The organism is Bacillus sp. 5B6, assembly GCF_000259405.1.
Lineage (GTDB): Bacteria > Bacillota > Bacilli > Bacillales > Bacillaceae > Bacillus > Bacillus velezensis.
Genome location: NZ_AJST01000001.1, coordinates 992995 through 1014168, shown reverse-complemented (window position 1 = coordinate 1014168; position 21174 = coordinate 992995). Strand labels below are relative to the sequence as shown.

The 21174-nt window shown below is 45.7% G+C and carries 21 protein-coding genes and 1 pseudogene; 15 read left to right on the top strand and 7 right to left on the bottom strand.

Annotated elements, in window-relative coordinates:
• Window positions 1-114: 114 nt before the first annotated feature.
• Window positions 115-657, bottom strand: coding sequence for a DUF1641 domain-containing protein (locus MY7_RS05045; RefSeq protein WP_007610745.1), 543 nt, complete (start codon window positions 655-657; stop codon window positions 115-117).
• Window positions 650-3607 (bottom strand): formate dehydrogenase subunit alpha, encoded by a 2958-nt coding sequence (gene fdhF / locus MY7_RS05040; protein ID WP_029325857.1) that lies wholly within the window; start codon window positions 3605-3607, stop codon window positions 650-652. Before fdhF ends, MY7_RS05045 begins: the two co-directional genes overlap by 8 nt.
• Before the next feature lie 124 nt (window positions 3608-3731).
• On the opposite strand from fdhF, the gene MY7_RS05035 reads away from it, so the two are divergent.
• The 4 genes from MY7_RS05035 to MY7_RS19055 all read left to right on the top strand — a co-directional run bounded on the left by MY7_RS05035 (window position 3732) and on the right by MY7_RS19055 (window position 5314).
• Window positions 3732-4301: a YjgB family protein gene (locus tag MY7_RS05035; protein WP_007610734.1), complete on the top strand. Its 570-nt coding sequence runs from the start codon at window positions 3732-3734 to the stop codon at window positions 4299-4301.
• Window positions 4302-4399: 98 nt separating this feature from the next.
• Window positions 4400-4801, top strand: a complete 402-nt coding sequence (locus tag MY7_RS05030) for a ribosomal maturation YjgA family protein (RefSeq protein ID WP_029325856.1) — start codon at window positions 4400-4402, stop codon at window positions 4799-4801.
• A gap of 43 nt (window positions 4802-4844) precedes the next feature.
• Window positions 4845-5018 carry a YjfB family protein gene (locus MY7_RS19060; protein ID WP_007610732.1) on the top strand — a complete coding sequence of 58 codons (174 nt, stop codon included), beginning with the start codon at window positions 4845-4847 and terminating at the stop codon, window positions 5016-5018.
• A gap of 113 nt (window positions 5019-5131) precedes the next feature.
• Entirely contained in the window at window positions 5132-5314 is a 183-nt protein-coding gene (locus MY7_RS19055) for a hypothetical protein (protein WP_074534190.1), read from the top strand.
• 283 nt (window positions 5315-5597) lie between these two features.
• On the opposite strand, the pseudogene MY7_RS20140 reads toward MY7_RS19055, so the two are convergent.
• Window positions 5598-5994, bottom strand: a pseudogene (locus MY7_RS20140) (MgtC/SapB family protein); the annotation flags it as partial.
• Between the two features lie 360 nt (window positions 5995-6354).
• Between MY7_RS20140 and MY7_RS05015 the strand changes: the two are divergent.
• The gene (locus tag MY7_RS05015) at window positions 6355-6780 is read left to right on the top strand and encodes a MarR family winged helix-turn-helix transcriptional regulator (RefSeq protein ID WP_015239656.1); all 426 of its coding nucleotides are present in this window, start codon (window positions 6355-6357) and stop codon (window positions 6778-6780) included.
• Entirely contained in the window at window positions 6764-7111 is a 348-nt protein-coding gene (locus MY7_RS05010; protein WP_007610726.1) for a DUF3147 family protein, read from the top strand. The genes MY7_RS05015 and MY7_RS05010 overlap by 17 nt, the downstream gene beginning before the upstream one ends.
• 191 nt (window positions 7112-7302) lie before the next feature.
• Here the strand turns inward: MY7_RS05010 and MY7_RS05005 are convergent, their stop codons facing one another.
• Complete coding sequence (locus MY7_RS05005) at window positions 7303-7986, bottom strand: HAD family hydrolase (RefSeq protein WP_007610725.1); 684 nt, start codon at window positions 7984-7986, stop codon at window positions 7303-7305.
• A 17-nt stretch (window positions 7987-8003) separates the two neighbouring features.
• Window positions 8004-8765 carry a DeoR/GlpR family DNA-binding transcription regulator gene (locus tag MY7_RS05000; RefSeq protein WP_007610724.1) on the bottom strand — a complete coding sequence of 254 codons (762 nt, stop codon included), beginning with the start codon at window positions 8763-8765 and terminating at the stop codon, window positions 8004-8006.
• A 252-nt stretch (window positions 8766-9017) separates the two neighbouring features.
• Here MY7_RS05000 and lacG point away from each other — a divergent pair, with 252 nt between their 5' ends.
• From lacG to MY7_RS04955, 9 genes are all read left to right on the top strand, one after another.
• On the top strand, window positions 9018-10418 hold the full coding sequence (gene lacG / locus MY7_RS04995) for a 6-phospho-beta-galactosidase (RefSeq protein ID WP_007610723.1): 1401 nt from the start codon (window positions 9018-9020) through the stop codon (window positions 10416-10418).
• 62 nt (window positions 10419-10480) lie between these two features.
• Entirely contained in the window at window positions 10481-10795 is a 315-nt protein-coding gene (locus MY7_RS04990) for a PTS lactose/cellobiose transporter subunit IIA (protein WP_007407323.1), read from the top strand.
• 11 nt (window positions 10796-10806) lie between these two features.
• Complete coding sequence (locus MY7_RS04985; protein ID WP_007610721.1) at window positions 10807-12504, top strand: PTS lactose transporter subunit IIBC; 1698 nt, start codon at window positions 10807-10809, stop codon at window positions 12502-12504.
• Between the two features lie 15 nt (window positions 12505-12519).
• Entirely contained in the window at window positions 12520-13689 is a 1170-nt protein-coding gene (locus tag MY7_RS04980; RefSeq protein ID WP_007610719.1) for a galactokinase, read from the top strand.
• 3 nt (window positions 13690-13692) lie between these two features.
• The gene (gene galE / locus MY7_RS04975) at window positions 13693-14685 is read left to right on the top strand and encodes a UDP-glucose 4-epimerase GalE (RefSeq protein WP_007610718.1); all 993 of its coding nucleotides are present in this window, start codon (window positions 13693-13695) and stop codon (window positions 14683-14685) included.
• 1 nt (window position 14686) lies between these two features.
• Complete coding sequence (gene galT, locus MY7_RS04970; RefSeq protein WP_007610717.1) at window positions 14687-16186, top strand: UDP-glucose--hexose-1-phosphate uridylyltransferase; 1500 nt, start codon at window positions 14687-14689, stop codon at window positions 16184-16186.
• 51 nt (window positions 16187-16237) lie between these two features.
• Window positions 16238-17350, top strand: a complete 1113-nt coding sequence (locus MY7_RS04965; protein ID WP_007610716.1) for a glycoside hydrolase family 53 protein — start codon at window positions 16238-16240, stop codon at window positions 17348-17350.
• 285 nt (window positions 17351-17635) lie between these two features.
• Entirely contained in the window at window positions 17636-18109 is a 474-nt protein-coding gene (locus MY7_RS04960) for a MarR family transcriptional regulator (protein ID WP_007610715.1), read from the top strand.
• A 142-nt stretch (window positions 18110-18251) separates the two neighbouring features.
• Window positions 18252-19664, top strand: coding sequence for an MDR family MFS transporter (locus MY7_RS04955; protein WP_007610714.1), 1413 nt, complete (start codon window positions 18252-18254; stop codon window positions 19662-19664).
• A 99-nt stretch (window positions 19665-19763) separates the two neighbouring features.
• Here MY7_RS04955 and MY7_RS04950 read toward each other — a convergent pair whose 3' ends face one another.
• Both MY7_RS04950 and bla read right to left on the bottom strand, forming a co-directional pair.
• Window positions 19764-20084: a putative quinol monooxygenase gene (locus tag MY7_RS04950; RefSeq protein WP_007610713.1), complete on the bottom strand. Its 321-nt coding sequence runs from the start codon at window positions 20082-20084 to the stop codon at window positions 19764-19766.
• A 74-nt stretch (window positions 20085-20158) separates the two neighbouring features.
• Window positions 20159-21079: a class A beta-lactamase gene (gene bla, locus MY7_RS04945; RefSeq protein ID WP_139325663.1), complete on the bottom strand. Its 921-nt coding sequence runs from the start codon at window positions 21077-21079 to the stop codon at window positions 20159-20161.
• Between the last annotated feature and the right edge of the window lie 95 nt (window positions 21080-21174).

Below are 21174 nucleotides of genomic sequence, written 5' to 3'. Positions count from 1 at the left end.
TGAACTATTAACATAACACAACAAAAGTCATGAATCCGGAGGTGAAATTTCTCCCAAGAAAACAGCAGAAGCACACAAAAAACCCGAGCCTTCGGCCAGGCTCGGGAGATATGTTCACTCATTCGTCTGCGGTTTCTGGTGCTGCTTTTGGTCTTCAGGAGGCTGCGTATTTCTTTCCATATCGTCCGTATCAGCGCCCATGCCTTTCAGGAAAGAAAACAGCAGAGTGACGGCCTTGTTGATTTCCGGGTCTTTTAAAGCGCGGACGATATCAAAATACCCCGTCTTCCTGCCGCTGTCTTTTTCCTCGACGGCCTTTGTGACGCCCGCATTGATTTTAACGATAAACGGCTCAAGCTGTTTTACATCGAGCATGCCGAGAACGCCGCTTAACAGCAGGAGATTTTTCAGCATATTGGCCGTTTCCGGAGTATTCGCCTTCTTCACGAGAATATCCATCACTTTGTCTCCTTGGCCGAAGAGCCCGCGCAGAAGCGCCAAAACGCCGCGCTCGTTCATGTGCTGAAGAATGTGCAGAGATTCCAAAATCGCGTCTTTATTTTGTAAAAGAGCCGTCTCGATCTCTTCTAAGTCCTTTTTTCGTTTGTCTTCTTCTGTGACGGTCTGTTTTCGGATGCTGCTGATTGCTTTAGCCATTTTGCTGTTTCCCCCTTTTTACGGCGTCTCCCGGAAATACATAATCTTTACGCGCCCATTTCCGATCAACCCGGACACCGATCTGCGGCTGCGGGTTTCCGTAACGGAAATTGATTTTCGGAAGCGGATTAACGCCTTCTTTTTTCAAAATCTCCATCTTCGCTGATGTTTCTTTATAAGCCGGTGTATCGGTATCCTTATCCGCATAGCTGCTTGTCAAAAGGTTAATGGCGGCGTCTTTTGAATCGTTCATCGGAAGATAGACTTGTTTGCCTTTTACCCTGTCTGTGATGACACATTTGACTTTCACATTTCCGTACGGTGATGTCAGACGGACAAGCGTTCCGTCTTCCAGCCCTCTTTCTTCGGCGAGTTCGGGCGAGACCTCAAGGAACACACTCGGTGTTTTTTCGGATATTCCTTTTGATCGGTAAGTCAGATTCCCTTCGTGAAAATGCTCGAGCAGCCGCCCGTTATTCACATGGATATCATATTCTTCATCAAATTCTTTCGGCTCGGTCCACTGAACAGGATATAGAATCGCTTTGCCGTCTGAAAACGGGAACTTATCCGTAAATAAAAGCGGTGAATCGGTTCCGTCCGCTGCAACCGGCCATTGCAGTGAATTGTAGCCTTCGAGACGTTCGTAAGTGACGCCTGCGTAGAGCGGCGAAAGCATTGCCGCTTCTTCCATAATGTCTGCCGGATGTTCATAGTGCCAATCAGCGCCCAGACGGTTGGCGATGTCCGTAATGATCTGCCAATCAGGCTTTGAATCGCCCAGCGGTTCAAACACTTCGTAAAGGCGCTGCACCCTCCGTTCCGTATTCGTAAACGTCCCTTCTTTTTCAAGGCTCGGGCTTGCCGGAAGCACGACATCGGCGAACTCGGCCGTACGCGAAAGAAAGATGTCCTGCACAACGAAGAAATCAAGCTTTTCAAATGCGGCATGAACATGGTTAATATTGGAGTCGACAAGCCCCATTTCTTCTCCTTTTAAGTACATGGACTTCAGTTTTCCTGAGTGGATGCCTTCGATCATTTCATGATTTGTCATTCCGATTTCTTTCGGCAGGTCTGTTCCCCAGCCCTGTTCGTACTTTTTGCGGGCTTTTTCATCCGTTACTTTTTCATAGCCGGGGAAGCTGTCAGGCATACTGCCGAAATCACTGGCGCCCTGCACGTTATTATGGCCACGAAGCGGATATGAGCCTGCGCCGGGCTTGCCGTAATTCCCGGTCACAAGAAGCATGTTGGAAATGGCCGTGCTCGTATCGCTTCCTCCGATATGCTGGGTGACCCCCATCGCCCATAGTGCGCACACGCTGCCGGCTTCATGAATCATCCGGGCCACTTTGATTAGGGTATCCTTGTCCACACCGGTATGTTTTTCCGCATATTCCATTGTATAAGGTTCAAGGCTTTTCACGAATTCATCTAATCCGTTCACTCTCTCCTTCAGAAATGCAGTATCCGCCAAATCGTGATCAAGCAGATACTTCGATACGGCATTCAGCCAGACAATATCTGATCCGGCACGCGGCTGGAAAAACACATCGGAGCGCTCGGCCATTTCATGTTTTCGCAAGTCAGCGACGACGAGCTTCTGTCCGTGCAGCTTATGAGAACGTTTAATGCGTGTGGACAGGACGGGGTGAGACTCAGACGTATTTGAACCGATTATCAGCACGAGCTCAGCTTTTTCTATATCTGTAATCGACCCTGAATCACCGCCGTATCCGACCGTTCTGAACAATCCGGCCGTGGCGGGAGATTGGCAGTAGCGTGAGCAGTTGTCGACATTATTTGTGCCGATGACGGCTCTTGCAAGCTTCTGCATCACGTATGATTCTTCATTCGTGCATTTTGAAGATGTGATAAAGGCAAGTGCGTCCGGGCCGAAATGTTCTTTTATATCAGTAAATTTATCAGCAATCAGCTGTAGCGCTTCATCCCATTCCGCCTCCCGAAACGAGTCTCCTTCCCGGATAAGCGGTTTGGTAAGGCGCTTTTCACTATTGACGAAATCCCAGCCGAATTTCCCTTTCACACACGTCGAAATGCCATTTGCGGGCGCCTCGGCCTGAGGTTCTACCTTTAAAATGTCTCTTCCTTTCGTCCATATATCAAAACTGCAGCCGACACCGCAGTATGTGCATACGGTTTTCGTTTTTTTGATTCTTTCATCCCGCATGGCCGATTCCATGTCCGATATGGCCAAAATTGATCCGTATCCGGTTTCGACCCCTTTTGTGATGTCAATCATCGGCCGAAGCGTCTCTTGGCTGATGCCTGTTAAATACCCCGCTTCGCCTTCCATGCCTTTTTCCATCATGGCATTGCACGGACATACCGTCGAACAATGTCCGCAGGAAACACATGATGATTCATTGATCGGCACATCCTGATCCCAAATGACCCGCGGGCGTTTCCGCTCCCAATCAATGCTTAACGTTTCGGTTACCTGTACGTCCTGACAGGCTTCGACGCAGCGTCCGCACAAAATGCACTGGTCGGGATCATATCGGTAAAACGGATTTGATTCATCTTTAGGATACGGTTTTTGATCGAACGGAATGCTTTGATGATTGATTTTCATTTCCTTTACGGTATTATGTACTTCGCAGCTCCCATTGTTGTAATCACAGACCGTGCAGTACAATTCATGGTTGTGCAAAATGTTGTCCATGCCGATAATCTGCGCTTTTTTCACATCAGACGAAAGCGTATCGATGACATCTCCGTCCTTTATTTGCGCGGAACACGAACGCACCAGTTCCCCGTTAACATTGACGATACAGGTATCGCATGTTTCAATCGGCCCGAGACTCGGATGATAACACACGTGCGGCACGTCAATTGAACTATTATTCAAAAGCTGCAAAACGGTTTGGCCGTCCGGCGCTTCCATTTCAACCCCATTGATTGTAACCTTCTTTGTATCAGCCATTTTCTTTTCCCCTTTCTGTACCCCTCTATACATCCTCTATGATTCCCAACCGGCCTATCACTAAAACATCTCGTTTATCTCAGGAAACATACGGGTATGAGCGGTAAAAAGGGGGCGTTCACATATGTTGAAGAAAAAAACACTCGCCACGGGATTATCGGCAGTGATGCTCACGGGATGCGCATTCGGCGCAGAAGCATTTTCAGATACACAGCCCGTCCATGCCGCAGCCGCTTCAAAAACGGAAAACCAGCGTGCACAAGAACTGGTGAACAGCCTTTACCAATCGGCGTTTAAAGGGGAAATGCCGCAAAATGTGAAAGGCCTGAAAATCAACCAAAGCACAAGACAGGACGTTTACAATAAAATCGGCGAGCCGGAACAAAAAGCAGACAGCCGCAATCCATTTGATTTATACAGCTGGAACATGGGAAATCCCGGTTATGGATTTTCCTATCATAAAAACGGAAAAATCTCGGAAATACGCTATTTCGGAACAGGGGTCGAGCGGCGCTTAAACCTCGGCGGCGTCACACCTGACGTCTTAAGCAAACAAATCGGCAGCGCTGACAAAATCCTGACAGTGCTAAAAACGGGCGAAACAGATTACGTCTACCATACGGGGCAGTATGAGCTTCGCTTCGTCATCGGCAGTGACCAAAAAGCAGACCATGTCAACCTAAAAGCCAGATAACGCAAAAAAAGCGGCCTCCCGGGCCGTTTTTTTCATAGACAGCTTCTCCGTCGTTCCTTACAATACATGGGAGTACAAAAAAAGGGGAACAGTGTGAAGTGAATAGACATCCATTGACATACGGAATATGTACCGTTTTTATCATCGCCCTCGGTTTGCTGTCCAGAACCGCATACATCACCGCCCTATTGCCCGGCATCATAAACGCTTATTTAGGAGATGCCTTGTGGGCGGCAATGATTTTTACAGGATTCGGGCTTTTATTTCGGCACATCCGGACGGAAACAGCCGCTATCCTGAGCCTCTCGTTTTGCTGTCTGATTGAATGCAGCCAGCTGTATCACGCGCCTTGGATTGACGCAATCAGAAGCAGCACGCTCGGCGGGCTGATCCTCGGCTGGCAATTTGTCTGGAGTGACATTTTCGCCTATACCCTCGGGGTATGCGCTGCCGCATTTTTAGAATGGGCCGTAAAAAGAAACCGCCAGTCCCCTTCATAATCGGAGCACGCCGCCGATATGAAGGGATAAGGAGGTGGAAGCTATGGATATCCCTGCGTTATCAATCGCTATGCACCAAGCATCTCTGGCGCAGAATGTAAATATCACTTTAACAAAAACGGTCATGCAGCATGCACAGGCTGCGGCGGAAGAAACAGTGAAAATGCTGCCGTCCCAGCACCCGACTGCCGGCCATTCAATTGATGTGAAAGTGTAAAAAAAGATGCCGGATGATAACCGGCGTCTTTTTTTTGCCCGTTGTACGTACACCATACCGGGCATACAGGAATAAGGTAAACGGAACCAACATTTGAAAAGGAGGTTTTCCTCTTGTACGATCCTTTCTATCATGAAGACACAGCCGAGAGCCACGAACGGGTGCCATATCATTATCCGCGGCCGCCTTATTATTTCCCCAGACCATATCCATACTACCCGCGGCCGCCTTATTATTTCCCCAGACCGTATCCATACTATCCGCGGCCGTATATCCCGTTCTATCCTTGGTATTAATGTTTGAAAAGAAATGACCGCAGACAGGAGGCTTCCCCTGTCTGCTATTCAACTTTGACCGACAGGATATACGGGAGGGCTTGAACTTTTTCCATTACCGCCGCTTTCCCGCTTTTGCTTTTCACCCTTCCCTTCACTTCAAGCACCGCCTTATTCAATTCATAGGACGTAATAAGAATTCCTTTTTCCTCAAGAGAAGTTAAAATATCATGCATGCCGGCTTTCTCCTCAATCCTGAAACTGACAGACAAAGAATGCGCCGCCGGTTTAAACAGAAAATTTAACAGTTCAAGCCCGATTAACGCCAAAATCGTGCCGCTGATGCCAATGACATACATACCTGCCCCGATCGTCAGCCCGATCCCCGACGTAGCCCAAATCCCCGCGGCCGTCGTAAGCCCCCGCACGACATGCCGCTGCAAAATAATCGTGCCGGCTCCTAAAAATCCGACGCCGCTGACGACCTGCGCCGCCACCCGGCTCGGATCAAAGGACGTATGGCTGTTGGATAACAAATCAAAAAAGCCGTATTTGGAAACGATCATCATCAAGGCGCTGCCGACGGCCACTAAAAAATGCGTCCTCAAACCGGCTTCCTTCGCCCTGAATTCTCTCTCCAATCCAATAAGAGCCCCAAGCAGACCTGCAACCGCCAGACGAATCACAAAATCAAGTTCCATCCGTCTCTCTCCTTTCCTTATCTTCTTACCCGCTTTTTATCCCCCGTATCTTTTTCTATCAGCACAAGACTGCCCTGCTGAAAAAACTGCATTTGAATATATACTTTGGTTCTTTATCATATTGTCAGCGCCCTTATTTATATGCGGAAGGCATTAAGCTGATTTTTCCAAAATAAAGGAGATAACTTATTGAGAGTATATTAAACAAGTTTATTCGTTGAAGCTGCGGCCGCTTGTCTCTTCCAATCTTCTAAAAACAGAACGAATGCCGCTCCCTCATGCTCAAAAATTGCTTTCAATCCGCAAAAATATATCGTAATATAAGATATAATCTTAATAAACGATAGAAGGTGGATGATGATGTCAAACGAAATCATGCGATTAAATGACCTCTGGACAGATATTTACTACCGGCTCCGTTATCAGCACCATGAAAAAATTACTCACCAAGGTGTACGGATTCTGCAAGTCATTCAAAAAGAGAAGGCAGTCGGAATAAAAGACATTGCCGAAGCGATTCAAGTATCACATAATACCGCTTCGGAACATATAAAGCGGTTACTGCAGAAAAAGTACGTTTATAAAACCAGAAGCGTTGAGGATGAGCGGAAAGTCATTTTAAAACTTACCAGTTTGGGAGCTGATGTCCTTTACCGGCATTCCGGTCTTGATGAAGAAAAGCTTAAACAGCTTCTTTTTGACAGCATGAATAATGAAGAAAGAACACTTGTCTTAAAAGCATTCAGTTTGATGAAGGAGCGTGCTGAAGATGTTTATGATCGTTAAAATCATTGTCTCCGCTGCTATTATTGGGATTATCACTGAAATATCAAGAAGAAGCCCGAGTTATGGAGGTATTATAGCGGCTTTACCAATTGTCAGTATGCTGAGCATGGTTTGGCTGTACATCCAAGGCGAAACGAAGGAGACATTAAGTCATTTTGCATTCAGCGTGGCTTCCGGCATCCCCTCCACAGTCATTATGCTGGTCATTATCGGCATCGCCCTTCGCCATTCACTGTCTTTTATTGCCACATCAGGGCTTGGACTTACAGGATGGCTGGTTTTCTTGTATGCTCAGGATTTTATCGTAAAACATATAAACAGTCAGCAATAAGCACCTTAGCGCTTGTTTGTAAATACGAGGAATTAAAAAAACAGGGATACCCCTGTCTTAAAAGTGACTCCGATTAAAAAGCGAAACCCCTTTCTTCACGAAGCAGACACCGCCGAACACAAAATCATCCCGAGTTGCGAACGGAGTCCGCAGCCTGTACAGCCATACCCGTGTGAAAACCGGCTGATCTCTCAAACAGAATGTCCGGCAATCACCTCAAAAAACGAGGTGAAATCTGTCAGTATCCCGTCAGCCGCCAGCTGTTTTTCTTCAAATAGCGCGCGGTTTTTTCCGAGCGGGTCAATGGCTATAATCTTGCCTGCACCTGCTTTTTTCGCCGCTGTGAGCCCCGAAAAGGCATCTTCAATGACTAAGCAATCTTCAGGTCTGAGGCCTAACTTTTCCGATGCGATGAGAAAAATATCCGGCGCCGGTTTTCCGGGGAAGCTCCCGTCATCAAACGTGACTTTGTCAAAATCAAACCACCGATCCAACTGAAAGACGTCAAAGTAAAACTCGACATTTTCCTTTACCGTAGCCGTGGCAATGGTCATCGGCGTTTCTGATTTTTTCAGATGGTTCAATACACCGGTCAGTCCTTTCGTCAGCTTTAACTCATCTTTGTTTTCAAGGCATAATTCTCTGTAGTAGGCTTCTTTTTCAAAAGACAGCTTCTCGATTTCTTCATTTGTTAAATCGCCGGAAATAAAATACGTCAGGATTTCACTGTTTGTTCTCCCGTGAATGTTCACGAAAATGTCTTCATCAGAAATGGTTTTCGGCGCGTATTTTTTCACCATGAAAAACCATGCTTTTTCGTGCAGATGCGAATCTTGAAACATCGTGCCGTTGAAATCAAAAATAACCCCTTTCATCGAACCGCCCGCCTTTTTTATTTTTTTGCGATTTTGACATCTACATATTGCTCGTAATGAATTTGAACATCTTTCATCACTTTATCATCCGTAATCAGATAGTCCATATCGTGCAAGTTATAGAACACGTAAAAATCTTCCCGGTTGAATTTTTTATTATCCGCCAGCAAAAATTTCGTCCGCGAATTATTCAGCGCGATTTGATGAGCCTCCCCTTCTTCAATGCTGTAAGAAGAAATCTCATCATTATGTATGCCGTTGGCGCTGATGAAGGCTTTCGTAAAATTGAATTTCTGCAGATTGCCGTTCACGATGGGCCCGACGAAGGCACCGGTATTTTTTCGGAAATCGCCGCCAATCAGGATGGTATCCGCAGTGTCACCATGTTTTAAAATATCAAATACGGGATAGTTGTTTGTGATAATCCTGATTCGCTTATGCAGCAGGTGTTTGGCTAAAAGTTCAATCGTCGTGCCGGGCCCTAAAAAAACGGTATCGCCGTCATTTACATAGGAAGCTGCGAGTTCCGCGATCTTCTCCTTCTCCTCCATTTGAACACCCAGTTTTTCATTATGCGATAATTCGTGATCAATGGAATAAGAAATGCTCTGTGCGCCTCCGTGAATACGTACGATTTTTCCGGCCTTATCCAGCTCGTCCAGATCTCTTCTCACTGTCATATCAGAAACATCCAGTTCATCGATAATATCACTCACCGTAATAAACCCCCGCGAGTTTACGATATCGATGATTTTTAAAAGACGTTCTTTTTTTAACATGTTCAATCATCCCCTCAACTTTACACACAATCTAACACACCGCGGCAATCCGGTCAACAAAAACAAACACTAACAAACAACATAATCAACATATAAAACAATGAAAAACTTATATAACCCCTATGAAAACAGATGTTATTTCTTTATGAAGCTATTGACAACAAAAATGTATGCGTTTACTATTAAACAAAAGATAACAATTACGAACATTAACAAACTCCAATTCACACATTGGCGAAGGAGGATTCAGCAATGCTCAAATTACCTCATGACTTTATTTTCGGCGGGGCGACTGCGGCATATCAAGCGGAAGGCGCCACAAAAGAAGGCGGCAAAGGGCCTGTGGCCTGGGATGAATTTCTTGAAAAACAGGGAAGATTCAGCCCTGATCCGGCAAGTGATTTTTACCGCCAGTTTCCGGAAGATATTAAACTATGTGAAAAATTCGGAATAAACGGCATCCGCCTTTCTATAGCCTGGACGAGAATTTTCCCTGACGGCACGGGCAAAATCAATCAGGAAGGTGTTGATTACTATCATCGTATTTTCTCAGAGTGCCATAAACGCAACGTCACCCCTTTTGTCACGCTGCATCATTTCGATACACCGAAAGGATTATTTGATCAGGGAGATTTTCTCAACCGCGCTGCGATAGAAGCGTTTGTCAGCTATGCGGAGTTTTGCTTTAAAGAATTCAGCGAAATCAGATATTGGAGCACGTTTAACGAAATTTATCCCACAGCCACCAACCAGTATTTACTCGGGGTTTTTCCGCCATCTGTTAAAAGTGATATCACAAAAGTCATTCAATGCCTCCATCACATGATGGTAGCGCATGCGATGACCGTCAATCTTTTTAAAGACGGCGGTTATCCGGGAGAAATCGGTGTCGTCCACTCATTGGAAACAAAATATCCCGCCAGTGACTCAGAAGAAGACCGCCACGCCTGTTTTCTGGATGACGCGTTATCAGTGAGATTCCTCCTCGACGCCACCTACCTCGGCTATTATTCTGAGGAAACCATGCGGGCTCTGGATGAAATCTGTGAGGCAAACGGCGCTTCATACGAGTTTTCAGACAGTGACTTTGACGTGATGAAAAAAGCTTCAACGCGCAATGATTATCTCGGCATCAATCATTATCAATGCCATTTCGTCAAAGCGTACGACGGAGAAACCGTTATTCACCATAACGGAACGGGCGATAAGGGCACTTCGGTCTATAAAGTAAAAGGAATCGGCGAAAGAATTTACAAAGAAGGCCTGAAGCGGACCGATTGGGACTGGCTCATTTATCCTGAAGGCATGTATGACATGCTGATGCGCATCAAACGGGACTATCCGCAATATAACAAAATTTACATTACCGAAAACGGCATGGGCTATAAAGATGAGTTTGAAGACGGCATCATTATGGATAAGGCAAGAATCGACTATTTAAAAGTCTATTTAGAAGCCGTCAGTAAAGCGATTACCGACGGAGTCAATGTAAAGGGGTATTTCTTATGGTCCTTAATGGATTTATTTTCATGGACCAACGGCTACAACAAACGTTACGGTCTTTTTTACGTCGACTTCGACACCCAAAAACGGTATCCGAAAGAATCGGCCTACTGGTACAAACTTGTAAGTGAAACAAAAACAATCATTTAACGATCATACATGGTGAAAAGAGTCTCTTTTCATCATGTGTGCCGTCTTTAGGAGGTTTTTTCATGACAAAGGAAGAATTGCAGATGCTCGGTTTTGAAATTGTCGCCTATGCCGGCGACGCCAGAAGCACTTTATTGAAAGTCCTGAAAGAAGTCCGTGCCGGAAACTTCGAAAACACGGAAGCAGCATTGAAAAGCGCCGATGAAAATTTAACCCTCGCCCACAATGCGCAAACGAAAATGTTAGCTGAAGAAGCTGACGGCAAGGACATGGAATTAGGATTTATTTTCGTTCACGGCCAGGACCACTTGATGACAACCCTTTTGCTCCGTGATCTTATTCAGGATTTTATAGAACTCTACCGAAGCCGCCGATAAGGAGTGGAAAAATGAACGGTATCATCAAGCAAATCGAAAAGGGAAAACCGTTTTTTGAAAAAATCTCAAGGAACATTTATTTAGGCGCGATCCGCGACGGCTTCTTAACGGCCATGCCTGTTATTTTATTCGCCAGCATTTTTATCCTCACCGCCGCTGTGCCGGAAGTGTTGGGTTTCACTTGGCCTAAAAGTGTTTCTGAATGGCTTTGGAAAGTTTATAACTATTCAATGGGCGCCCTCGGTCTGATCGTTGCGGCAACAAGTGCGAAATGCCTGAGTGAATCAATGAACCGAAAAATGCCGAAAAACAAAGGGATCAACCCCGTTTCAGCGATGCTTGCTTCAATCGTCGGGTTTCTCATTTTAAGCGTCACTCAAATCGACGGCGGATTCTCCACGGAATACCTCGGCACAAAAGGTCTTTTAGCCGCTTTTGTATCCGCTTTCATAACAGTGAACGTTTACAGATTCTGCGTGCTGAAAAATATTACGATTAAAATGCCTAAAGAAGTACCGGGTACCATTTCACAAACATTTAAAGATGTTTTTCCGTTCGCTTTTTCCGTGCTGGCCATGGTAATCATTGATTTATTGATCAGGAATACGCTGAACGTATCTTTTGCAGAGGCTCTCTCCTCTCTCTTATCGCCGTTTTTTACCGCCGCAGACGGTTATCTTGGGATTTGTGTCATTTGGGGAATGATGGCGCTGTTCTGGTTTGTCGGCGTTCACGGGCCTTCTATTGTGGAGCCGGCCATCGCGGCTATTATTTACGCAAATGTGGAGGCGAACCTTCAGCTTCATAATGCCGGTGAGCAGGCGTCCAACGTGCTGACCGTCGGACTCGGGAACTTCGTCGGCACAATGGGAGGGACCGGCGCAACCCTTGTTGTTCCGTTTATCTTTCTTCTTTTCGCGAAATCCAAGCAATTGAAAGCAGTCGGAAAAGCATCCGCGGTTCCGGTGTCTTTCGCAGTAAACGAACCTCTTCTCTTTGCTGCGCCGATCATTTTAAATCCTTATTTTTTCATTCCGTTTGTTGTAACGCCGATGGTGAATGTCTGTCTGTTTAAATTTTTCGTGGATGTCATCGGAATGAACAGTTTTATGTATGTTCTTCCGTGGGCCACCCCGGCGCCCGCCGGCTTGATTCTCGGAACCGGCATGGGGCTCTCGGCTTTTGTGCTGACGGCTGTATTAATCATTGTCGATTTCCTGATATACCTGCCATTCTGTAAAGCTTATGACAAAGTATTAGCGGCGAAAGAAGCCCAACACACCGAGCCTGAAACCGCGCCGCAAACATTACAGCCCGCCATGGCCGGCGCCTCAGAAGACGCGGCCCCCGTCATCAGCACAAATCTTCAGGAATCCTCATCCGCCTTGGAACACGGCACCAATGTGTTAGTGCTGTGCGCCGGAGCGGGAACGAGCGCCATGCTTGCGAACGCACTGACAGAAGGAGCCGAAGAATACAACGTGCCGATTACCGCCTCAGCAGGCGCCTACGGTTCCCATTACGACATCATGAAAGATTTCGATATGATCATTTTGGCTCCGCAGGTCGGCTCTTATTATGATGACATTAAAGAAGATGCGGACCGCCTGCATGTGAAACTCATCGCAACGAAAGGAGCGGAATATATCAGTCTCACCAGAAATTCACAAAAAGCCATTCAGTTCATACTGGAGCATACCTCAAAATAGAATCGGAGGTTTATCATGGATGCCAAACTTTTGAAATCAAGATTCGAAGACATTTTCAAGAGAAGTAACGGAGAACTGTTTTTCGCACCCGGCCGGATCAACCTGATCGGGGAACATACGGATTATATAGGCGGTCACGTTCTTCCATGCGCGATCACGATCGGAACATATGCCGTATGCGCAAAACGCGAAGATCATCAAATCCGGTTATACTCAGAAAACTTTCCTGACAGCGGCATTGTCTGTCTTGATCTTTCCGCCACAGCATACAAAAAAGAAGACGGCTGGGCCAATTATCCGAAGGGGATGATCCATTACCTTCTTAAAGCCGGCGGCCAAATAGACAGCGGAATGGATATTCTTTTTCACGGTACGATTCCAAACGGAGCCGGTTTAAGCTCCTCCGCTTCTATTGAAATGTTAACCGGTTCCATTTTAAGAAAGTTATTCAGCCTGGATGTTTCCGATACTGAACTGGCGCTTATCGGAAAAAGAGTCGAAAATGAATTTATCGGCGTGAATTCAGGCATTATGGATCAATTCGCAGTGCAAAAAGGCAAAAAGAACATGGCCATTCTGTTAAACTGCGATAAGCTTGAGCACGAAATGATTCCGGCTGCTTTTAACGGATATAAAATCGTCATTATGAATACGAACAAGCGCCGGGAGCTGGCGGCTTCAAAATATAATGAACGCCGCAGCGAATGCGACGCAGCTCTTTCAGAACTGCGGCAATATCGGAATATCGCATCACTTGCGGAATTGACGGCAGAAGAATTCAACGAACTCGAATCCCTTCTCTCCTGTGAAACTTTGCGTAAAAGAGCCCGGCACGCGGTCAACGAAAACGAGCGGACCCTCTCAGCCGCGGAAGCTCTCAAATCGAATGATTTGAAAACGTTCGGGGAGCTGATGAATGCGTCCCACCGTTCGTTACGCGATGATTATGAAGTGACCGGTGACGAATTAGACGCGCTCGCTGAAGCAGCCTGGAAAGAAGGAGCGCTCGGAGCGCGGATGACGGGCGCGGGGTTCGGCGGCTGCGCCATAGCCATTGTGGAAAGTGAAGAAACCGCCGGCTTTATCCGGGCCGTTTCATCTCACTACCGCAGCAGGACAGGTCTTGAAGCATCTTTCTACATCGCGGATATAAGCGATGGCGCGGCTGAATGGAGGGAAAAATAAATCATGGCGATTCTCGTTCTCGGCGGAGCCGGCTATATCGGTTCTCATGCGGTTGATCAATTATTAAACAAAGGATTTGAAACGATAGCTGTGGATCATCTGCAGACAGGCCACCGGAAAGCCGTTCATGAAAAAGCAGTTTTTTACCATGGAGATATCCGTGACAAACCGTTTCTTCGCTCTGTGTTTGCGAAGGAGAACGTAACAGGCGTTCTCCATTTTGCCGCTCAATCCCTTGTCGGCGAATCAATGAAAGACCCTCTTTCATATTTCAATAATAATGTGTACGGTACGCAAATTACGCTGGAGGTCATGCAGGAATTCGGAGTGAAACACATTGTGTTTTCTTCATCCGCCGCTGTATACGGCGAACCTGAAAAAGTGCCCATCACAGAAGACATGCCGGAAAAGCCGGAAAGCGCATACGGCGAATCAAAACTCATGGCAGAAAAAATGCTGAAGTGGTGCGAAACCGCCTGCGGCATAAAATATGTCTCGCTTCGGTATTTTAACGTTGCCGGCGCGAAAACGGACGGTTCCATCGGAGAAGATCATCATCCGGAAACCCACCTTATCCCTATCCTTTTACAAACCGCGCTCGGTCAGCGCGAGGAGGTTTTGATATTCGGCACTGACTATGATACAAAAGACGGCACGTGCATCCGCGATTATGTTCATGTTTCCGATTTAATCGATGCCCATATTCTCGCTCTGGAATATTTGCAAAACGGCGGAGACAGCGGCATTTTCAATTTAGGATCAAGCAGCGGGTTTTCCGTATCAGAAATGGCGGAAGCAGCCCGGCAAGTGACCGAAAGAGACATAAAAGTAAGAGCGGCCGCAAGAAGACCCGGTGATCCAAGCATCCTCATCGCTTCCAGCGATAAAGCGCGGAACATTCTGGGCTGGAATCCGAAACAAACGGACATATCGGAAATCATTGCGTCAGCATGGAATTGGCATCGGCAACATCCAAACGGATACAAGGACAAATGAAATGGAGGCGGCGGTCATTGAAGTTTTTGAATCAGTGGCAGGGTTTCTGAAAGAAAGCACTGTCTTAGGCGACATAAATGAAACAGATGTGATTTACACAAGAAACAGACTTCTCGATCTGCTCGGACTGACGGATTATGCAGAACCGAAGCATATCAAGAAACAAAACAGGCTTCACTATTTGGACGAAATGGTGAAAGACGCGGTAAAACGGTCAATCATTAACGATACGCCGGCTGAAAGAGACATGCTGGGAAGCAGGATCATGGATGTAATCACACCGGCCCCTTCTCTGATCAATGCCGCATTCAGCAAATTGTTATCAGATTGCCCGAAAAAAGCAACAGATTATTTTTATAGATTGAGTCAAAACAACGACTATATTAAGACGCGGGCCATTCGAAAAAATATCGTGTACCGCTCACCAACACCTTTTGGAGAATTGGACATCACCATTAATTTATCAAAGCCCGAAAAAGATCCTAAAGACATCGCCGCGGTAAAAAACAGTCCGGAAAACCGGTATCCAACATGCCTGCTCTGTATGGAAAACGAGGGGTATGCCGGAACACCGCATCACCCTGCCCGTTCAAACCACCGCATCATCAGACTTGACTTAGCGGGAGAACAGTGGGGTTTTCAATACTCTCCTTATGCGTATTACAGCGAGCATGCCATCTTTCTTTCAAGCGTGCACAAGCCGATGAACATCAGCCGCGACAGCTTCAGAAGGCTTCTGGCCATAACGGAAATCTTCCCGCATTATTTTGCGGGATCAAACGCAGACTTGCCGATCGTAGGAGGTTCCATTCTTTCACACGATCATTATCAAGGCGGCGCCCATGAGTTTCCAATGGCAAAAGCGGGTTCCCTCTACCCTTTTCATATGCGTCATTTTCCAGACGTTCAGGCCGAAGCCGTGAAGTGGCCGGTATCAGTGATCCGCCTTCGCGCAAAAGATCCGGATTTGCTGACAGATGCCGCTGCGTATGTTTTTGAAAAGTGGCGGGAATATTCAGACGAAACCGTCAGCATCATCGCAAAGACAAATGAACCCCATAATACTGTCACTCCAATTGCCAGACGCAGGGGAACGAATTTCGAAATGGATCTCGCTCTCAGAAACAACCGCACCTCCGAAGATTATCCGGATGGCATTTTTCACCCGCATCAAGATGTCCATCACATCAAAAAAGAAAATATCGGTCTGATTGAAGTGATGGGACTCGCCGTTTTACCTCCCCGCCTGAAAGATGAGCTGGCAGAAGTGAAAAAGTATTTACTGAATAAACCTCATGACATCAAAGACATTCATCTTCCGTGGGCTGAAAACATCAAAGCGGATGAAGACGTGACACCGGAAAATGCAGCCGCTGTTATACAAAAAGAAACCGCGAATGTATTTTTACGCGCGCTGACCGATGCAGGCGTTTTTAAAATGACACCCGAAGGAATTCAGGCGTTTCAGCGTTTCACGACGTTATTGGAGAATGGCAGCTGAAACATTCAGAGTGAAATCAATCAACAATCTTTTTTATCAGGAGGTATTGTGATGTTCAAAAACCGATTGAAACGTGTATTTGTAAACGCAATCTGTCTTTCTCTCATTTTCACTGTTTTTACATTCTTTGAGAAGTCTCCTAAAGCAAAAGCGGATGCCCCGTTTGCCTATGGCGCTGATATAGGATGGCTGAAACAAATGGAAGACGAAGGTGTGCGCTGGCTGGATGACGGCGGAAAACAGAAAGATGCCTTGCAGATTCTTAAAGATCACGGAATAAATGCCGTGAGACTGAGAGTGTTTGTGAATCCGCCAAGCAGCTATTATTGGCTGAAAGACGGCACAACATGGACCATGCTCGGCTATAGTGACAAAGCGGGCGTACTTGCGGCGGCCAAAAGGGCAAAAGCGTTAGGAATGAAGGTAATGGTTGACTTCCATTACAGTGATGTGTTCGCTGATCCCGGCCACCAGATCAAGCCGAACAAATGGACCGGCTATTCAAGCAGCCAGCTGCAGGCAGCCGTGTATAACCATACGTACGATGTCATGAAAGAACTTAAAAATCACGGCATCTCCCCTGATTGGGTGCAAGTAGGGAATGAAATGAATTCAGGAATTTTACTGCCCGACGGCAGCACGAACGATTTCAGCAAATTGACCGCCTTACTGAACAAAGGCTATGACGCCGTGAAATCCGTCAGCCCGGCCACCAAGGTCATCAGCCATTTGGCACACGGCACGGACAACAGCCTATTCAGATGGTGGTTTGATCAATTCTTTAAAAACGGAGGAAAAACCGACATCATCGGCGTTTCGTTCTATCCCTATTGGGAAGGTAAGCCGTACTGGGAGCTCACCAGCCATTTATCATCTAATTTGAATGACATCGCCTCACGCTACAACAGGGAAGTCATGGTGGTTGAACTGGGCGGAGATGAAAATAATCCGAAAGATTCCTACTGGACCATAAAAGACACCATAAAACTGGTGAAAGCCGTTCCGAACGGCAAAGGAATCGGCGTATTTTACTGGGAACCCGAAGCTCACTCCAGCGTTCTGTCAGACGCGTATCCATTAGGCGCAACCGCCAAAGTGTCTAAAAACGTCTTGAAATACACAACCGCAATTGACGCTTTTCATGACGCCGCAACAGGAAAATGATTGATGCGAATCTCAAGCAGGCTCATTGCGCAGCCTGCTTTTTTATAAGGCTGTAGTGTTGGCCTGTTATGAAACAGAGCAAGTAACGAATACGGAAAGAAAAATACTCGAAAACCCACGTTTCGGTTAAAAAGCCGCTTTTTAAATAGAATACTTCTTCTATCCCCCTCCTTCTTAATTTCTGCGCACTATCTCTCAGTTCCTAAATCATAACTTTACGATTGTTGAAAAAGAAACAAAAATTTTATAATATTGTGTAAGCACCACCGAGCAGGAGGACGGGACATGAACAAAAAAGAACAGCTCCTCACGGATTTCAGGGACTTTTTTAACAAGATGGTGTGGCTGAATAGGATGAAGATGGAAGAAAGCCTTAAGGGGCATAAACCTTCTGAAGTGCATTGCATCGAATTCATCGAAAAAATTGAAGACGCCAATGTGACTAAACTTGCGGAGTCCCTTTATATGACAAGAGGCGCCATAAGTAAATTAACGAAGAAGCTTATCAATAAAGGCCTTATCGAAAGCTATCAGAAGCCGCTTAACAAGAAAGAAATCTATTTCAGGCTTACTGAGCAAGGAAAAGTCATTTATAAAATTCACGAGGAATTGCACAAAGAGTTTCAAGAACGGGACAAAATCGTGTTTGAACAAGTAACCGATGAACAATTTGACACGATGCTGAACTTCGTGGAAACATACAGCAGGCATTTGGATTCAGAAATAAAGAAACTTGGTGCAGACATGAAATCGGAATAAATATGAATAAAACCATAGGCAGCCCTTCTCCATGAAAACGGGCTGCCTTTTTATATCCCTCTTATTGTTGACAAAGAAACAAAATCACTCTATTATTTTGTCGACAAGGAAACAAAGACAGCAATTTTGAGAGGAGAATACTATGTCAACACATAAAAGAAAGGAACTTCGGGTGCCAAAAGAAGTTCTCACAGCCGCCTGGGCAATTGCACTGGGAGCAATCGCTCCAATGCTTGACTCTACGATGGTAAACATCGCCATCGACAAACTGACCAAAGATTTCAACACGACATTGGATACCATTCAGTGGTCCGTTACAGGCTATGTCTTAGCACTTGCGATTGCAGTACCCGTATCCGGCTGGCTTATGAATAAATATAACGGTAAGAAAATCTTCATCGGCTCAGTTATCGCCTTTGGTGTCATTTCTGTTTTTGCGGGAATGAGCCGTGACGTTTCCAACTTCATCTTCTTCCGTTTGCTTCAAGGATTCAGCGCCGGCATTATGACTCCGCTTATGTCAACACTCTTGGTTAAAACGGCAGGTCCGGAAAACCTGGGAAAAGTGATGGCAATCGTCAGCACCCCTATGATCTTCGGCCCGATCTTAGGACCTGTCATCGGAGGCTTCATCGTCCAAGGCGCTTCATGGCATTGGATTTTTTACATCAACGTGTTCATCGTTTTGATTGCTGCACCGCTTATGATGAAAACCATTCCAGACTTTGAACCATTCAACAAAGATCGTAAACTCGATATTTTCGGGATTATCAATTTGTCATTAATGAGCGCGGCATTGATTTACGCTATTACAAAAGCGGCGGATCATGCATCATTTAACAATAGCGACACCATTTTATGGACGGGCATCGGTCTTGTTTCAGCAGCCATTTATCTTGTATATAATCTGATCAAGAAAAACCAAACCGTGCTGCCTATGAATTTGTTTGCAAACAAGAGCTTCTTATCATCTTCGATCGGGTTGTTCTTAGCGAATGTTGCCATCATGGGGCCGATGTTAATACTTCCGCTGTTTTTTCAAAACATTCGTCATTTCACGGCAGTCGGAGCAGCACTCGCTTTAATCCCTCAAGGAATCGGAATGCTCGTGACTCGTCCGCTGATCGGAAAAATGATTGATAAGATCGGTGCGAAATACGTGGTTACGGTCAGTCTTGTTCTTTCGCTGATCGGATCTATCCCGCTTATTTTTATCACCGATAACACAAGTATGATTTGGATTTCCGTCGTATTATTTATCCGCGGCACCAGTTTTGGAGGAATTATGCTCCCATTAATGAGTGACGCTTATACAGGTCTTGACAGCAAACAGCTTCCGGAAGCAGGTGTCGGTATTCATATGATTGAAAACCTCGGTTCCAGCTTTGGGTCAGCTGTGATCGCAACCGTTACCGCAACTGTCATACAAGGATTGCAGCCAACGATTCCGAACAGCTTAAAAGGCTACCATGCCGGATTCTTAGTATCCGTCATCATCCTTGCGGCCATCTTCATTCCAAGTCTGTTCCTTACCCATAAAAAGACTGCGATATAAAGAACTTTTTAAAGTAAAAAACACTTGCACAGCAAGGGTTTTAGTGAATGAAACTGATGATTGTTGCCGGCAGAGTCGGCCAACAATAGACAAAGCCTTTTACTCATTCACATTGCTTTTCATTAACCATTCTACTTCCGTTAATTCTTGTTTTTGAACGTCTTTTGTATGTTTTTTCGTAAAATGGACTTTAACAGCTTCTTCGTTTTCCCAAATCTCCCAAAGCATGATTTTGCGTTCTGATGGTTCGAGCGGATAAGCATGGAACTGAATACAGCCTTCTTCTTTGTTCGTTTCTTCCTCAAGTTTTTTGAATTCCTTCATTATTTCATTAAGGTCTTTATCACTGATGATTTTTAAGCATGCCGTTATGTAATGCATCGAAATTCCCCCTCTTCCCATCATTTTACGGCTCTTCATTACCACATTTATCGAAAAAAATACCGATGTTCTCAACATATAAAAAACCGTCCATAAAAAATGAACGGCAATGTTTATTTAAGAGCATTAAGAGCGACTTTTGCAGTCTCAGCGATAAGAGCATTATTATAACTGGCATCTTCCGTAAACCGGTTTGACAGGATTGCCAAAACAATTGGGGCTCTGTCAGGCGGCCAAACGATCGCAATGTCGTTTCGCGTCCCGTAACTTCCGGCTCCGGATTTATCGCCGACTTCCCATCCTGCAGGAGCGCCTGCACGAATCATTTCATCGCCGGTAGCGTTGCCCCGCATCCAATCCGTTAAGATCGTGCGCTTGTCAGTCGTGAGAGTGTTACCCAAAGCGAAAGTCTTAAGGTCAGTTGCCAGTGCTTTTGCGGTGCTTGTGTCACGCCGATCCCCGGGAATCGCCGAGTTTAGATCCGTCTCGAATCGATCAGCTTTTGTTACATGATCCCCGATCTGTTTCAGTGATTTTTCGAAACCTTTAGGGCCGCCAAGCTGCTGCAGCAATAGGTTCCCGGCGGTATTATCGCTGTAACGGACAGCGGCTTCTGAGATTTCTTTCAGACTCATACCTGTATCCAGGTGTTTTTCTGTGATTGGAGAATATGTAACTAAATCGTCTTTGCTGTAGCGGATGATGGCATTAAGTTTTTCATTTGAGCTTTTCTTCAGAACAGCAGCTGCGGCCAGAACTTTATAGGTTGATGCGTAAGCAAACCGTTCATTCGGCCGATAGGCGATTGTCTTGTTTGAACCTGTATCAATCGCATAAACCCCAAGCCTGGCATCAAATTTTTTCTCAAGCTGAACAAATTTCTGATTCGTTATACAGCTTGTCATTTTTGTGTTTTCTATAGACTTCGCTTCAGCATGCGCTGAGCCGAATAAAGGATTGAAACCGGTAAAGCTTAAACATAAAAGTCCAATGCATAGTCCAACTTGTATTCCCGCTTTATTTTTCACATCCAGGCCTCCTCATTATAATGATTTTGTATACATCTTCTAATTAACATTACAAACAGGATGAAAGTCAATATATTTCCTTTGAATGATTAAATCTTGTA

Excerpts from the sequence above, each read along its gene's own strand:
- MY7_RS05015 (WP_015239656.1), top strand. The coding sequence starts at position 6,355 with ATGTCAAACGAAATCATGCGATTAAATGACCTCTGGACAGATATTTAC.
- MY7_RS19060 (WP_007610732.1), top strand. The coding sequence starts at position 4,845 with ATGGATATCCCTGCGTTATCAATCGCTATGCACCAAGCATCTCTGGCG.
- MY7_RS04965 (WP_007610716.1), top strand. The coding sequence starts at position 16,238 with ATGTTCAAAAACCGATTGAAACGTGTATTTGTAAACGCAATCTGTCTT.
- MY7_RS05000 (WP_007610724.1), bottom strand. The coding sequence starts at position 8,765 with ATGTTAAAAAAAGAACGTCTTTTAAAAATCATCGATATCGTAAACTCG.
- galT (WP_007610717.1), top strand. The coding sequence starts at position 14,687 with ATGGAGGCGGCGGTCATTGAAGTTTTTGAATCAGTGGCAGGGTTTCTG.
- MY7_RS05045 (WP_007610745.1), bottom strand. The coding sequence starts at position 657 with ATGGCTAAAGCAATCAGCAGCATCCGAAAACAGACCGTCACAGAAGAA.
- MY7_RS05005 (WP_007610725.1), bottom strand. The coding sequence starts at position 7,986 with ATGAAAGGGGTTATTTTTGATTTCAACGGCACGATGTTTCAAGATTCG.
- MY7_RS04980 (WP_007610719.1), top strand. The coding sequence starts at position 12,520 with ATGGATGCCAAACTTTTGAAATCAAGATTCGAAGACATTTTCAAGAGA.
- galE (WP_007610718.1), top strand. The coding sequence starts at position 13,693 with ATGGCGATTCTCGTTCTCGGCGGAGCCGGCTATATCGGTTCTCATGCG.
- MY7_RS04985 (WP_007610721.1), top strand. The coding sequence starts at position 10,807 with ATGAACGGTATCATCAAGCAAATCGAAAAGGGAAAACCGTTTTTTGAA.
- MY7_RS04955 (WP_007610714.1), top strand. The coding sequence starts at position 18,252 with ATGTCAACACATAAAAGAAAGGAACTTCGGGTGCCAAAAGAAGTTCTC.
- fdhF (WP_029325857.1), bottom strand. The coding sequence starts at position 3,607 with ATGGCTGATACAAAGAAGGTTACAATCAATGGGGTTGAAATGGAAGCG.
- MY7_RS04950 (WP_007610713.1), bottom strand. The coding sequence starts at position 20,084 with ATGAAGAGCCGTAAAATGATGGGAAGAGGGGGAATTTCGATGCATTAC.
- MY7_RS05035 (WP_007610734.1), top strand. The coding sequence starts at position 3,732 with ATGTTGAAGAAAAAAACACTCGCCACGGGATTATCGGCAGTGATGCTC.
- MY7_RS04990 (WP_007407323.1), top strand. The coding sequence starts at position 10,481 with ATGACAAAGGAAGAATTGCAGATGCTCGGTTTTGAAATTGTCGCCTAT.
- MY7_RS05010 (WP_007610726.1), top strand. The coding sequence starts at position 6,764 with ATGTTTATGATCGTTAAAATCATTGTCTCCGCTGCTATTATTGGGATT.
- lacG (WP_007610723.1), top strand. The coding sequence starts at position 9,018 with ATGCTCAAATTACCTCATGACTTTATTTTCGGCGGGGCGACTGCGGCA.
- MY7_RS04960 (WP_007610715.1), top strand. The coding sequence starts at position 17,636 with ATGAACAAAAAAGAACAGCTCCTCACGGATTTCAGGGACTTTTTTAAC.